We start from the raw sequence: 15174 nt of genomic DNA on the forward strand, positions 1-15174 counted from the left end.
GCCTTTTATTCTTGTAAGTTTAAATACAGTTAAGCTCGACTTCTGGTAGACATCGCCATAGAAATATTATTTATATGCTTATAATATGGTATGTTACTTGACATTATTTCCTTAAAAGCTGCCATCAAGGCTTTGGTCAAAATAGAGTCTCCTTCAGGAGGCTCATTGCGCACTGGTTTGAATTCATAATTGATAACGCCGGTTTCTTGGTCTTGAGATTTAATCATTGAAACGACGGTGGCGTCGACAATCGTTCGTCTGCTATAAGTTCGTCCCACTGTATCCTTATATTTGATATCAAGACTCATATTTAGGCCAACGGTAGGCTTCGTATAAACCCTGTCGTCGCTAGTCTTTTTAAAATAACATTCGTAATAGGTTTGGATGAGAGCTTGAATAGGCAGTGGTACAGTAATTCTATTGTCCAGTTTGCTTGCCACGACAGGTAGAACATATTCAATATTCTGCTTCATCGTTATATCAAGGTTCATTGTTGATTTGGAATCTCCATCTACCAGGATGGACAACAAACTCCCCTCTTTTTGTATGCCGATACCAGCACCACTATGCGCACTTAATGTATTAATACTTTGCATCCAGTTTTCTAAATCAACCGTCCATGTTATCTCGATGTCGGCAGCAACCCCGTTTCCGACGTTAATCAGTGGCAAAGAATAGTCAGCGCTCTGTTTCGAGTATTCCAAATAACTGCCGTTTGGATTTTCTGGTAATTTCCAGGCAATTTTTTGTTCTGTGATTGTATCAAAATAAGCGGATATAGGCGTAAGGCGCGGCTGAAATTGTTGAACCCTCTGCAAACGTACTTCACGGATGCTGAAATATGCTAGGAATGCCGCTACAAGTGTTCCGACGCTTGATATCGCTGCTATCCATCGATCGATCGTCAACGTGCTGGCCCCCATCACAAAACAAGTAACTGCGTTCAACGCAATGGTCACAAAACTTCTACCTTCGAACTTGGGTAGGACGCATCGATTGCTGAAGCAATGTTGGCGTGGCTAGCATGCAGGACGACTTTGCATAATTGGCCGATCCGTTAGAAACTGGTGTGACGGAAATTAACGGAGCTGTTAGCGGAGCAAGTTCCGATTAATCTGTCACTTCAATCCGCTCAACCGAAGCGCCAAACACAAGCCTATCAGGCCTTCGCCGCCTACTAAATTTCCCCCCGTGCCCGGTTCCCAGAATCGCCCCCACGGCGCATAAGCCCCCCATGTCTCATGCTGGCTTCGTGCCCCTCCGTATCTTCTCGTCCTACACCATGCTCGACGGCGCGATCGAGCCGAAGGCGATCGCCAAGCACGCGCAGCAGCTCGGTTTTCCCGCCGCCGCGCTGACCGATCGCAACGGGCTCTATGCCGCGATGGCCTTCTCCGACGCGGCGATGGCCGCGGGGGTCCAGCCGGTGATCGGGACGATGCTCGGGCTCTGCCGCCCCGACATGCCCGAGACCGCGACCCCGGTGATCGACTGGATCGCGCTCTATGCGCAGGACAAGACGGGCTATGACAATCTGTGCAAGCTCGTCTCGCGCGCGCATCTCGATCGTCCGCTCGAACTCGCCGCGCATGTCGATTTCGACGCGCTGGCGGCGTGTTCGGACGGGCTGATCGCGCTCACCGCTGGGCGCGAGGGCGGGCTCGCGCGGCTGTTCGCGGAGGACCAGCCGGACCGCGCGCTGGCTTATGCCGATCGGTTGCAGGCGCTGTTCCCCGACCGGCTGTATATCGAGCTCACCCGCCGCTCGTGCGAGATCGAGGGCAAGGCCGAGGGCGCGCTGATCGACCTCGCCTATGACCGGAACCTGCCGCTGGTCGCGACCAACCCGTGCTGTTTTGCGGAAGAGGATTTCAGCGAGGCGCATGATGCGATGCTGTGCATCGCCAACTCGACCTATGTCGCGAGCGACGACCGCCCGCGCAGTTCGCCCGATGCGTGGATGAAGCCCGCCAAGGAGATGAAGGCGCTGTTCGCCGATCTCCCCGAGGCGATCGCCAACACGATGATCGTCGCGCAGCGTTGCGGCGTGGCGGCGCCCAAGCGCAAGCCGATCCTGCCGAGCCTGGCGGGCGACCGCGAGGCGGAAGCGGAGAAGCTGCGGGTGGATGCGCGCGCGGGGCTGGAGCGGCGGCTGGACCGGATTGCGGCGTTGGGGTTGTTGTCGGCTAGTGCCGCGCGTGTTCCCGCCGTCCCTTCCACCCCTGTTTCCTTCCCCGGCGAAGGCCGGGGCCCAGGTGAGGAGCAGAAGAACGGTGAGGACGGCGCTTCGACTACATCGCCGCCACAACTGGGCCCCGGCCTCCGCCGGGGAAGTGCAGAAGAGGGTGTAGCGGAAGGGGAGGTAGCTCCAGCTCCCACCCCAACCGACTGGCGCACCCCCTATCGCGAGCGCCTCGAATTCGAGCTCGACGTCATCATCCAGATGGGGTTCCCCGGCTATTTCCTGATCGTTGCGGACTTCATCAAATGGGCGAAGGACCACGACATCCCCGTCGGCCCAGGCCGTGGTTCGGGTGCAGGCTCGGTCGTCGCCTGGGCGCTGACGATCACCGATCTCGATCCGATGAAACTGGGGTTGCTGTTCGAACGCTTCCTTAACCCGGAACGCGTGTCGATGCCCGATTTCGACATCGATTTCTGCGAAACCCGCCGCGGCGAGGTAATCCGTTACGTCCAGCAGAAGTACGGCCGCGATCAGGTCGCGCAGATCATCACCTTCGGGAAGCTGAAGGCACGCGCGGTGTTGAAGGACACCGGGCGCGTGCTCCAGATGGGCTATGGCCAGATCGACCGGCTGGCGAAGCTCGTCCCCAATCTCCCCGCCGACCCGTGGACGCTCCGCCGCGCGATCGACGGCGTGTCCGAGCTCCACAGCGAGTATAAGCAGGACGGCAACGTCCGCCATCTGCTCGATCTCGCGATGAAGCTCGAAGGGCTCCCGCGCCACAGCTCGACTCACGCCGCGGGTGTGGTGATCGGCGATCGTCCGCTCGCCGAGCTGGTGCCTTTGTACCGCGATCCGCGCTCGGACATGCCGGTCACGCAGTTCGACATGAAATATGTCGAGGGCGCGGGGCTGGTGAAGTTCGACTTCCTCGGGCTGAAGACGCTTTCGGTTTTGAAGAAGGCGATCGACCTGCTGGCGGAGCGCGGGGTCGTGCTCGATCTCGATGCGCTCGAATGGGACGACGAAGGCGTCTATAAACTGCTGCAAAAGGGTGACACAGTTGGCGTATTCCAGCTAGAATCGGAGGGAATGCGGCGCACTTTGTCTGCCGTTCGGCCGTCAAATTTCGGCGACATCATCGCGCTTGTCTCGCTGTATCGCCCGGGCCCGATGGACAACATCCCGATGTTCGGCAAGCGCAAGAACGGGTTGGAGCCGATCGTCTATCCGCATGCGCTGCTCGAGGGGATCCTGTCGGAAACCTACGGGATTTTCGTGTACCAGGAACAGGTTATGCAGGCCGCGCAGATCCTCGCGGGCTATTCGCTGGGGCAGGCGGATCTGCTGCGCCGCGCGATGGGCAAGAAGGTCAAGGCCGAGATGGACGCGCAGCGCGCCGGGTTCGTCGAGGGCTGCAAGACGATCAACGGGATCGAGAAGGCAAAAGCCAACGAACTGTTCGACTTGATCGACAAGTTCGCAGGGTACGGCTTCAACAAGTCGCACGCCGCGGCCTATGCGTTGCTGTCGTACCAGACGGCCTGGCTGAAGGCGCATCATCCGCACGAATTCTATGCCGCATCAATGTGTTTCGACATGACGCTCACGGACAAACTGAGCATCTTCGTCGATGATATGCGGCGTCTGAACGTGGCTTTGCTCCCCCCCGACATCAACCGCAGCGAGGCCGAGTTCACGGTCGAGGATACCGGCGACGGCCTCGGCGTCCGCTATGCTTTGGCCGCGCTCAAATCGGTCGGCGAGGGTGCGATGGAGAAGCTCGTCGCCGAGCGCGAGGCGAACGGCAAGTTCACCTCGATCGACGATCTGGCGCGCCGCGTCGACCCGCGCCTGATGAACAAGCGCCAGGTCGAGACGCTCGCCTCGGCGGGCGCGTTCGATGGCCTGGACGAGAACCGTGCGGGGCTACATGCTTGTGCCGAAACGATTTTAGCGACGGCCGCGCGGATCCACGACCAGAAGGTCAGCGGGCAGGGCGGCCTGTTCGGCACCGCCGACGCCGCCGAACCCCCGATCAAGCTCCCCCGCTCGGCGCACTGGTCGGTCGCGCAGCGGATGGACCAGGAAAAGGACGCGTTCGGCTTTTACCTCTCCGCCCACCCGGTCGACCGCCACGGCCACCTCGCCAAGATGCACGGCGCCCGCAGCTTCGCCGCCCTCGGCGAGCTATCTATCCCCGACGACGGGACGCGCGCAGGTGCAACGATGGCCGCTTTAGTCGAGGACGCACGCTGGCGCACCTCGGCGCGCGGCAAGCGCTACCTGATGGCAACCTGTTCAGATCCCTCGGGCCAGTTCATCGCGACGTGCTTCGACGACGCCGTCGCCGCCGATCTCGAGGAGGCCGCACGCAACAACGGCTGCGGCCTGCTGACGGTCGAACTTGACCGCCGTCCGGGCGAGGAAACGCCACGCGTCTCGATCAAGCGGATCCAGCCGTTCGAGCAACTCGCCAACAGCGCGCGCTTCGCGCTCGAGCTGAGCGTGGCGAGCCCCGCCGGCATGACGGCGCTTGCCGACCTGCTCCAGCACGTGCGCGGTGCGCGCGGCGAAATCTGGGCGACGGTGCCGGTCGCGGATGGCGGGCACGCGCGCGTCCTGCTCGGTCGCGACTTTTTGCTCGACGGCGAGCTTGCCGAGCGGATCGAAGCCTTGCAGGATGTCGGCAACGTAGAGCTCAAGACCGCCGAAGCGCGGCTGGCTCTGGTGGGGTGACGGTCGCCCCATCGTACGCATGGGGAGAGACGATGCTTGGCGGAATGCAGGATTTCGAATTGCGCGTGCCGCGGCTGCTCGATCACGCCGCGCGCGAACATGGCGCACGCGAGATCGTGTCCTATTGGGCGGACGGCAGCGAGACCCGGACTGACTGGTCAAGTATCGCACGCGATGCGCGTAAACTGGCGCAAGCGCTTGAAAGGCTTGCGATAAAGCCAGGGGATCGGGTTGCGACGCTGGCGATGAACCATGCGCACCATCTGGTCGCGTGGTACGGCGTGATCGGCATGGGTGGCGTGGTGCACACGATCAACCCCCGGTTGTTCGACGAGCAACTCGTCTTCATCGCCAACCATGCCGAAGACCGCGTGCTGTTCTACGACCGGCAATTCCAGCCGATTGTCGACCGTTTGAGGGCGCAATGGGCCTCGATCGAACACTATGTGTGCCTGGATGACGGCGCATTCGACACCCTTTTAGCAGACGAGGACGGCGCATACCAATGGGTCGAGGGGCCCGAACGCGACCCCTGCATGCTGTGCTATACCAGCGGAACGACCGGAAACCCGAAGGGCGTGCTGTACGAGCATCGGTCGACCGTGATCCACGCAATGGCCGAAGTCGCACCATGGGTGTTCGACCTGTCGTCGACCTCGGTCGTGCTGCCGGTGGTGCCGATGTTTCACGCCGCCTCTTGGGGCCTGCCGTTTGCGACCGCGCTGGCGGGGGCGAAGATCGTCTACTCGGCGGTCAACGATCCTGCAGTGCTGTGTAGGTTGATGAACGAGGAGCGGGTCACGCATTCCGCGGGCGTGCCTACCGTCTGGCTTGCGCTGTTCCAGCATATCGACGCGACTGGCGAAGCGCCGCAGCATCTCCGGCAGGTGACGATCGGCGGATCGGCGGCACCGCGCGCGATGATCGACCGCATCATGGGGATGGGCGCGACGGTCAAGCATTTGTGGGGCATGACCGAAACGTCGCCGATCGGCACCGCGGGCTGCTACCCGCCGCACTGGGACACGATGACCCGCGACGCGCAACTCGATCATGCATGCAAGCAGGGGCAGACTCCGTTCGGCATCGAGCTGCGGGTGGTTGATGACGCGGATGTTGTGCTGCCGCGTGACGGCGTCAGTTCGGGGCGCTTGCAGGTGCGCGGACCTTGGGTGGTGAAGCGCTATTTCAAGGCGAATGCGGACGCGGTCGATGCCGACCAGTGGTTCGATACCGGCGATGTCGCGGTGTTGCACATCGATGGCACGATGCAGATCACGGATCGTGCAAAGGACGTGATCAAGTCGGGCGGCGAATGGATTTCATCGGTCGAACTGGAGAATGCAGCGATCGGGTGTCCGGGCGTCGCCGAAGCCGCGGCGATCGGCGTGTACCATCCGAAATGGGATGAGCGGCCCTTGCTGCTCGTGGTGCGCAAGGCGTCCAGCAGCGTGACCGCGGAACAGATCGCGGCGCATCTGGCGGAGCATGTCGCGAAGTGGTGGCTTCCCGACGAAATCCTGTTCGTCGAGTCGCTGCCGCACACGGCTACTGGCAAGTTGCTCAAGACCGCGCTTCGGGCGGAGTATCGCGATCACGTGCTTGCGGCGTAGTTTCTAAAGGTTCCAGAGGTTGCCGGCGTTAGCGCGGAAGGGGAAGAAATTTCGCGCTGACCTCGATCCGCCCTAACGTACCGGCTGCTCGACGGACCACGCCTTTTCGAGCGCCGCCTTCGTTGCCGACGGGCCTCGCAGGCGCAGCGCTTCGATCTTCAATTCGCGACCCAGCAACGGGCGTCCCTTGGTCTGCCACACGATGTCGTACAGGCCGCTGGTGGTGTGCAGTTTATCGTCATTCCAATATTGTACGGTCAGTAAGACCGGGAGTTTGCCAGTCTCGCTGTCCGCCCCGCCGTCCGTCGCCTTGAGCAATGCGCGTTCGTACCAACTGCGGCTGATCGTCTGTGTCGGTGAAATCTGTTCCCCGACCCCGAGCGCGGCAGGGAAGGTCACGGTCAGATCGCCGAGCGGATGCCGCTCGTCCTTGTCGAGAACGAGGTCGCCATTGCGGACGGCGCTTGCCTTGATCGCGTAGCGCGCGGCTACGCGGTTCTGCGTGATCGACTGCGCCTGCTTTTCGGTTTGTTCGCTGCGGCGATCAGACCAGGTCAGCCATAGACCCAGCGCCGCAATCGCCACGCCGGCGACACTGACGACTTCGGCCAGTGACACCCAACGCCGACGAATGGCGGCGACTTCGGCTTTCTCGGCGCGGGTTGCGGGGGCGTCCGGTTTGGGTGGTATGCTCATCTGCCGCCCGCCTCGAGCGCATGGCGCGGCGCGGCGAGTTCCCAACTGATCGCGATTCGGTCGCCGACACGGTCCCAATCGATCGCAGGCGCGTCCAAACGCAAGGCGATCCAGCCCGACGCGCCGAGATAGGGCGGCTTGTAATAGCAGGCGGGGTCGAGCTCGATCAGTTGCGCCTGTTCGTCCGCGCCGGTTGTCTTGACGATGACGACGGTTTCGCCGTCGTCATGATGGTTATGCCAGAAGTAGGCGAAGAACTTGCCGCCCTCTATCAAAAAGCTAGGCGAACCATGCGATTCGCGTTCAAGTGTTGCGGGGAGGGCGAGGCAGAGCGCGCGGACGCGGTCGAGCAGGGGCGCGGGATCAGGACTCATCGTGCGACAAACTCTGCCAGAGTGCGGGCATAAAGGCGATGCTCAACCGCCAGAACGCGCGCCGCCAACGTGTCGGGCGTATCGCCCGGCAGGACCGCGACTTCGGCCTGACCAAGCACTTCGCCGCCGTCGAGTTCCTCGGTGACGACATGGACCGAGCAGCCGGCGACGGCGTCCCCAGCCGCGATCGCGCGAGCGTGCGTATCAAGACCCTTGTACTTGGGGAGCAGCGAGGGGTGAATGTTGATGATTCGTCCGCGCCATGCAGCGACGAAGGTATCGGATACGAGCCGCATATAGCCTGCGAGCGCGATCGTCTCGGCCTGCGCGTGGCGAAGGGCCGCATCGAGTGCGGCTTCATAGGCGGGTTTGCCGATGCCCTTGGGGGACAGGGTCCAGGTCGCGATCCCCTGGGCCGCTGCCCAAGCAATGCCCGGTGCTTCGGGCTTGTCGGAGGCAACGAGCACGACCTCGTACGGGCACGCGGGTTCGCGGGCAGCTTCGACGAGCGCGATCATGTTGGAACCGCGACCCGAAAGCAGGATCGCGACCTTTCGTTTTGGCGCTGTCATTCAGGCCACTCATACCCTGCGCAGGCCGGGGCCCAAATACGCGGACCGTAGTAGCCAAGCGTTGCGGCCGCCAAAATGCTTTTCGCTACTGGGCCCCGGCCTTCGCCGGGGAAGTAGCCAAATGGGAGGCAGGAGGGTGTTCGCTCACCCATGATTGTGCGTAGCGGTCCAGTCGGCCTTGCCGCCCCACGTCTCGGTCGAGCCCGACACGGTGCAACCGCGTGGCCCGGCTTCGAGCGTGCCGATCGACAATACCGTCTCGCCGGCCGCTTCGAGCGCCGCCGTCACGGCAGAAACGTCCGCTGCCGCCACGATGACCGCCATTCCGACTCCGCAGTTGAACGTCCGCGCCATTTCCTCGGGCTCGATGTTGCCCTGCGCCTGGAGGAACGCCATCAGCCGCGGCTGCTCCCACCCGTCTGCATCGACACGCGCGTGAACGCCTTCCGGCAGGACGCGCGGGATGTTCTCCAGCAGCCCGCCGCCGGTGATGTGCGCGAGTCCCTTGATCTTCCGTTCGGCCAGCAGCGGAAGGAGCGACTTCACGTAAATGCGGGTCGGCGCCATCAATGCATCGATCAGGCGCACTTCATTGTCGAACAGTGCGGGACGGTCGAGCTTCCAGCCCTTGTCCGCTGCGAGGCGACGGACCAGCGAGAAGCCGTTCGAATGGACCCCCGAAGAAGCGAGCCCGAGCATCACGTCGCCTGCCGCGATATCCCGTCCCGTGAGGACCCGATCGCGTTCGACTGCGCCGACGCAGAAGCCCGCAAGGTCGTAGTCGCCGGGCGCATACATTCCCGGCATCTCGGCGGTTTCGCCACCGATCAGCGCGCACCCGGCTTGCAGGCAACCCTCAGCGATCGACGCAATGACGCGTTCGGCCACGGCGGGATCGATCTTGGCGGTCGCATAGTAATCGAGGAAGAACAGCGGCTCGGCGCCCTGCACGATCAGGTCGTTGGCGCACATTGCGACGAGGTCGATACCGACGCCGTCATGCGCGTTCTGGTCGATCGCAAGCTTGAGCTTGGTACCGACGCCATCGTTCGCAGCGACCAGCAGCGGATCAACGAAGCCAGCGGCCTTCAAATCAAAGAACCCGCCGAACCCACCAAGGTCTGCATCGGCACCGGCACGCCGGGTGGCCTTGGCCATCGGGCCAATGGCACGAACCAGCGCATTGCCAGCTGCAATCGAGACGCCCGCCTGGGCATAAGTGTAGGACGCGTTGTCCTGTTCGTTTTCGCTCATCGTGTCCGCCTAGCCATATCGCGCTTGGATTTCCACGCCTCCTTCGCCAAAAGGGCGCCAACATGTCGAACCACCGCTTTTTCCGGCCCTTGGGTCTTGCAGTCGTGCTGGGCATGGCGGCGACCGGTGGTCTGGTGATCGCGCAGGTCGACAATCCGAGCCAAGGTGTAGCGTCGGCGGACGGGTCGGGCAGCTACGAGGTGAGCGGAGTCGTGGTCGACGTGACGGGCAAGTCCGCCGATCAGGCACGGTATGCTGGTTGGCGCCTGGCACAGCGCAAGGGATGGCAAATCCTGTCGCGCCGTCTCGGCGGTGGTGGGGCGTTGCTGTCCGACGGGACACTCGACAGCATGGTTTCCGGGATCGTCGTCGAGAACGAACAGATCGGGCCGAACCGCTATGTCGCGAAGCTGGGGGTGTTATTCAGTCGTGCGCGGGCGGGATCGATCCTGGGGGTCGCAGCGGAGGCAACCCGGTCGCAGCCGATGCTGACGATCCCGATCGAGATCAGCGGTGGCGCGGCGGTGGGCTTCGAGCAGAAAACCGCGTGGCAGGAGGCGTGGCTGCGCTATCGCACCGGCAACAGTCTGATCGACTATATCCGGCCAACAGGTACCGGTACCGACCCGTTGCTCCTCAACCTCGGTCAGACCGAGCGGCGCGGGCGCGGATGGTGGCGCGTGGTGCTCGACCAATATGGCGCGACCGACGTGCTGATCCCGACCGTCTCGCTGCGGCGGGAATGGCCCGGCGGGCCGATCGTTGGAACATTCCAGGCACGCCATGGACCGGACAATCACCTGATCGCGCAGTTCACGCTCCGCGTCGACAATGGCGATGCGTTGCCGGTGCTGCTCGATGCCGGGGTGAAGCGTATCGACGATGCGTATCAGTCTGCGCTCCGCAACGGCGCGTTGATGGGAGATTCAGGCCTGTCCTATGTTGCGCCCGTTGCAACCCCGACTCCACTCGCAACGCCGACCGACCTGGCCTTGCCGGGACTCGACGGCGCTACTGGCGCTGTGGGTGCGACGGCCGGATCTGTCGTAACGGTGCAGGTCGATACGCCGAGCGCTGCGTCTGTGACCGCGACCGAATCCGCGCTGCAAGGAGTTCCCGGGGTGCGCTCCGCGATCACCACGAGCCTCGCGCTTGGCGGCGTTTCGGTCCTGCGGGTGCAATTCGATGCAGACCCTGCGGTGTTGCACGCCGCGCTGGAAGCGCGTGGCTGGACCGTCGTAGGTAGCGGCACGACGCTCCGCATTCGCCGCAACGCGACCGCAACGCCCGGTGCGCCAGCCGCTCCCGCCGATAATCCCGCCGGCTGATGCGGCGATGTCGGACCCTGCACTCATGACCCTGTCCGCGCAGATGGCGCTGCCGCTCGATTGGCCGGCCGATCCGCGTGATGACGAATTCCTGATAGGCCCCTCGAATGCACGGGCTGTCCAGCAGCTTGAACATTGGAGCACATGGCCCGTCATGGCGGTGGTCGTGACCGGCCCGCGCAAGTCTGGGCGCAGTCTGATTGCGCGCATCTTCGCTGCCAAGACGGGTGGCGGTTTGATCGACGATGCCGAGCGCCAGAACGAAACAGCGATCTTCCACGCATGGAACCGTGCGCAGGAAGAACGTCGACCGGTCGTGGTGGTCGCGGATTCGCCGCCGCCTGAATGGGAGATCAAACTCCCCGACTTGCGTTCGCGGCTGATCGCAAGCCCGACGTTGCGGATCGGCGACCCGGACGAACAACTGATGGCGGCGTTGTTCGAACGCCAGTTTCTGCGACGCGGGCTGGACGCGCGGCCGGACCTCATCCAGTGGCTGGTCGCGCGGGTGGAACGCACGCATGTTGCATTGCTCCGTGCGGTCGACCTGCTTGATCAGGTCGTGCTAGAGCGGCGCAAGCGCTTGTCGATCCCGTTCGCACGGGCAACATTGCAAGAAGCGGGGCTGATCGTCAGCCACGTTCCAGACCCGGCAGAGCATCCATGACGAGACCCGCCCATATCGCGAGCCTTGATCGCGACGACGATCCCTTTGCCGGGACCGACGGCAGCGATCGCTATTTCAATCGCGAACTCTCTTGGCTCGCGTTCAACCGGCGCGTGCTGGAGGAAGCGACCAACGAAGCGCATCCCCTGCTCGAGCGGTTGCGGTTCCTGTCGATTTCGGGGTCGAACCTCGACGAGTTCTTCATGGTCCGCGTCGCCGGGCTGAAGGGCCAGCAAATGCAGGACGTCGGCCGGCGGTCGAGCGACGGGCTTACCTCCGGGCAGCAGCTCACCGCGATCGTCGCGGAAGCCGACGCGCTGATCGAGAGCCAACGCACTGTCTGGCGCGAACTGCGACGGTTGCTCGCCGAGACGGGGATTGGCGTGCTGAGTTCGCGGACGATTGACGAAGCGCTGACCGCCGAGGAACTGGCTTGGCTGGAAACGCAGTTTCGCGAGCAGATCTTCCCGATCCTGACGCCGCAGGCGCTGGACCCGGCGCATCCGTTCCCGTTCATCCTCAACAAGGGGCTGGCGGTAATGTTCGATCTGGTCCGCATCGCGGACGATCAGCCGATCCGGGAGCTGGTCCTGTTGCCCGCCCCGATGCCGCGTTTCCTGCGGTTGCCGGGCAGTTCGGCGCGCTATGTCGCGGTTGAGTCGCTGGTCAAGCGCTTTGCGCCGCTGATCTTTCCTGGGTATCGCGTGCTTGGCGCGGCGGAATTCCGCGTGCTGCGCGATAGCGACATTGAAATCGAGGAAGAGGCGGAGGATCTGGTCCGCTACTTCGCCAATGCCATCAAGCGGCGGCGGCGCGGGCGTGTGATCCGGCTCGAGCTCGAAAGCGGGATGCCCGAGCGGCTTGGTGCGGTGTTACGCGACGAACTCGGCGGGCCGGATTGCTTCGTGACCGAAAGCGGCGCGTTTCTTGGCGTTGGCGACCTGGAGGCTATCGTCGACGAGGACCGCCCCGACCTGAAGTTTCCGCCGTTTTCACCGCGCTTCCCCGAACGCATCCGGGAATATGGCGGCGATTGCTTTGCGGCGATCAGCGCCAAGGATATCGTCGTTCATCACCCGTATGAGACGTTCGACGTTGTTCTGGCGTTCCTGAAGCAGGCCGCGGCGGACCCGGATGTCGTGGCGATCAAGCAGACGCTCTACCGCGCGGGCAAACAGTCCGCCGTTATCAACGCGCTGATTGCCGCGGCGGAGGCGGGGAAGTCGGTTACGGCGGTGGTCGAACTGAAGGCACGCTTCGACGAGGAGCAGAACCTGCTGTGGGCGTCCGCGCTGGAGCGCGCCGGGGTGCAGGTCGTGTACGGCTTCATCGACTGGAAGACGCACGCCAAGGTGTCGATGGTGGTCCGGCGCGAAAATGGTCAATATCGCACATACTGCCATTTCGGCACCGGCAACTACCATCCGATCACCGCGAAAATATATACTGATCTCAGCTTCTTCACGGCCGATCCTAAGATGGGTCGCGATGCCGCCCAGATGTTCAATTACGTCACCGGCTATGTCGAACCGGAGAATATGGCGCTGATCAGCCTGTCCCCGCGCGACATGCGACCAAGGTTGATGGGGCTGATCGACGCCGAGATCGCCAATGCCCGCGCGGGCAAGCCGGCAGCGATCTGGGCCAAGATGAACTCGGTGGTTGACCCCGAAACCATCGAGAAACTGTACGAAGCGAGCAATGCTGGCGTCCAGATTGACCTGATTATACGCGGAATCTGCTGTTTGCGTCCCGGTGTGCCGGGGCTTTCTGACAACATTCGCGTCAAGTCGGTGGTCGGGCGCTTCCTCGAGCACAGCCGAATCTGGGCGTTCGGCAACGGGCAGGACCTGCCCAATCCCGATGCGTGCCTGTTCATCACGTCGGCCGACTGGATGCAGCGTAATTTCGACCGCCGGATCGAATATATGCTGCCGATCGAAAACCGTACGGTGCACGACCAGATCCTTGGGCAGGTGATGGTCGCCAACCTGATCGACGACGAACAAAGCTGGGAATTACAGTCTGATGGTAGCTATGTCCGCGTTGTGCCCGGGGAACGCCCGTTCAACCTCCACCGCTATTTCATGACCAACCCATCGCTGTCCGGGCGCGGTGCGGCGCTCGCGTCGAGCGGGTCGGTGCCCAAATTGTCCCTGCGGCGCAGGCGGTAACAGGACGTGGCCACGACCCTCTTTCGCAAGCCCAAGCCCGTTGGTCCCCCGGTCCCGCCGCCCCCGGCGAACGGCGCGGACCGAATGGCGATCATCGACATCGGGTCGAACTCGATCCGCTTGGTGGTCTATCAGGGCCCGGAGCGGCTGCCCGCGACGTTGTTCAACGAGAAGGTGATGGCCGGGCTCGGTCGCGGACTTGCCGAGACGGGCGCGATCGCGCGCGAGGCGCTCGCAACGGGGTCGGTGGCGCTGGCACGGTTCGCAGCGGTCGCGCGCGAGATGGAAGTCACGCGGTTACGCACGGTCGCCACCGCGGCGGTACGTGATGCGAGCAATGGAACGGAACTGCTTGCAACGGCAAGAGGCCTTGGCCTCGAAGTCGAGTTGCTCTCGGGCGAACAGGAGGCGTCGGGCGCTGGATATGGCGTGTTGTCCGCAATCCCGGATGCCGACGGGATCGTCGGCGATCTGGGCGGGGGCAGCCTGGAACTGATCCGCGTTTCCGGCGGTGAAGTCCGCGATCGCGTGTCGTTTCCGCTCGGCGTGTTGCGGATCGCCGCGATCCGCAACAAGGGCCCCGGCGCGTTGCAACGCGTCGTCGAACAGGCACTGCGGAGTTCCGGCTGGCTGGGCAAGGGGACCGGCCTGCCGCTGTACCTGGTCGGCGGGTCGTGGCGCGCGCTGGCGCGGCTCGACATGCATATCAACAGCTACCCGCTGCCGGTCATCCACCAATATGCGATGACCCGAACCGCGATCGACCGGCTCGGCCGCACGATCAGCCACGTGAACAAGGCGTGGCTCCGCGCCGTGCCCGGCCTGTCGTCGAGCCGGGCGGCGACGCTGGGGGATGCGGGCGCGTTGCTGGCGGTCCTGCTCAAACACCTGGGTACCGAGACCACCGTGGTATCCGCCTTCGGGCTGCGGGAGGGCTTGCTGTTCGGTGCGCTGGATCCTGCGGTGCGGGGGCAGGACCCCCTGATCGTTGCCGCACGCGACGAAGGCCAGCGCCATGGACGCTTCCCGGAACATGGCGATCTGCTCGATAGCTGGATCGCACCGTTGTTTCAGCGCGATGCACCGGACATGGTGCGGCTTCGGCTGGCGGCATGCCTGCTCGCCGACGTCGGCTGGCGCGCGAACCCCGAGTTCCGGGCGGAGCGTGGGGTCGAGATCGCGTTGCACGGCAATTGGGTCGCGGTCGATGCGCGCGGGCGGGCGTTGATGGCGCAGGCGTTGTTCACGAGCCTCGGTGGCGGACTCGATACGCCCGCACCGCTTGCAATGCTCGCGCCCGTTGCGGACCTGAAGCGCGCTGTGCTGTGGGGACTGGCGATGCGGCTGGGGCAACGGATGAGCGGGGGGCTTGCGGGTCCGCTGCAACGGACCCGGTTGCAGGACGATGGTAGCCTTCTGACGCTGTTTCTCGCCGACGAAGATCGTCCGCTGTATAGCGAAACAGTGGAACGCCGGCATACGGCATTGGCTAACGCACTGGGGCGCAAGGGCACCGTGGGTAAGCCGCAAGGTGACTAATATCGGGACAAGGGTCTCGATTACCTGCATTGT

General features: G+C 63.2%; 11 protein-coding genes. 6 read left to right on the plus strand and 5 right to left on the minus strand.

Going from position 1 to position 15174, the window contains the following annotated elements; genetic code table 11:
- Positions 1-29 precede the first annotated feature (29 nt).
- Positions 30-959, minus strand: a complete 930-nt coding sequence (locus tag AC3WJR_RS06475) for a hypothetical protein (protein ID WP_492723289.1) — start codon at positions 957-959, stop codon at positions 30-32.
- Between the two features lie 275 nt (positions 960-1234).
- Here AC3WJR_RS06475 and dnaE point away from each other — a divergent pair, with 275 nt between their 5' ends.
- On the plus strand, positions 1235-4924 hold the full coding sequence (gene dnaE / locus AC3WJR_RS06480; RefSeq protein WP_492723291.1) for a DNA polymerase III subunit alpha: 3690 nt from the start codon (positions 1235-1237) through the stop codon (positions 4922-4924).
- Positions 4925-4956: 32 nt separating this feature from the next.
- Positions 4957-6537 (plus strand): long-chain fatty acid--CoA ligase, encoded by a 1581-nt coding sequence (locus tag AC3WJR_RS06485; protein WP_492723293.1) that lies wholly within the window; start codon positions 4957-4959, stop codon positions 6535-6537.
- 72 nt (positions 6538-6609) lie between these two features.
- On the opposite strand, the gene AC3WJR_RS06490 is transcribed toward AC3WJR_RS06485, so the two are convergent.
- From AC3WJR_RS06490 to purM, 4 genes are all read right to left on the minus strand, one after another.
- Positions 6610-7233 (minus strand): hypothetical protein, encoded by a 624-nt coding sequence (locus AC3WJR_RS06490; RefSeq protein WP_492723295.1) that lies wholly within the window; start codon positions 7231-7233, stop codon positions 6610-6612.
- Positions 7230-7607, minus strand: a complete 378-nt coding sequence (locus AC3WJR_RS06495) for an MmcQ/YjbR family DNA-binding protein (RefSeq protein ID WP_492723297.1) — start codon at positions 7605-7607, stop codon at positions 7230-7232. The genes AC3WJR_RS06490 and AC3WJR_RS06495 overlap by 4 nt, the downstream gene beginning before the upstream one ends.
- Positions 7604-8179, minus strand: coding sequence for a phosphoribosylglycinamide formyltransferase (purN, locus tag AC3WJR_RS06500; protein ID WP_354281031.1), 576 nt, complete (start codon positions 8177-8179; stop codon positions 7604-7606). The genes AC3WJR_RS06495 and purN overlap by 4 nt, the downstream gene beginning before the upstream one ends.
- 144 nt (positions 8180-8323) lie before the next feature.
- On the minus strand, positions 8324-9433 hold the full coding sequence (gene purM / locus AC3WJR_RS06505; RefSeq protein ID WP_492723299.1) for a phosphoribosylformylglycinamidine cyclo-ligase: 1110 nt from the start codon (positions 9431-9433) through the stop codon (positions 8324-8326).
- 62 nt (positions 9434-9495) lie between these two features.
- Here purM and AC3WJR_RS06510 point away from each other — a divergent pair, with 62 nt between their 5' ends.
- From AC3WJR_RS06510 to AC3WJR_RS06525, 4 genes are read left to right on the plus strand one after another with little or no spacing between them, the layout of a single operon-like run.
- Entirely contained in the window at positions 9496-10761 is a 1266-nt protein-coding gene (locus AC3WJR_RS06510) for a heavy-metal-associated domain-containing protein (protein WP_492723301.1), read from the plus strand.
- Between the two features lie 43 nt (positions 10762-10804).
- Positions 10805-11428, plus strand: coding sequence for an HdaA/DnaA family protein (locus tag AC3WJR_RS06515; RefSeq protein ID WP_492724188.1), 624 nt, complete (start codon positions 10805-10807; stop codon positions 11426-11428).
- A complete protein-coding gene (locus AC3WJR_RS06520; protein ID WP_354281026.1) occupies positions 11425-13602 on the plus strand; it encodes an RNA degradosome polyphosphate kinase in 2178 nt (725 codons plus the stop codon). Before AC3WJR_RS06515 ends, AC3WJR_RS06520 begins: the two co-directional genes overlap by 4 nt.
- A gap of 6 nt (positions 13603-13608) precedes the next feature.
- Positions 13609-15141 (plus strand): Ppx/GppA phosphatase family protein, encoded by a 1533-nt coding sequence (locus tag AC3WJR_RS06525; RefSeq protein WP_492723303.1) that lies wholly within the window; start codon positions 13609-13611, stop codon positions 15139-15141.
- Positions 15142-15174: the final 33 nt, after the last annotated feature.

The sequence above is a fragment of the Sphingomonas sp. FW306-05-A genome (assembly GCF_058782275.1).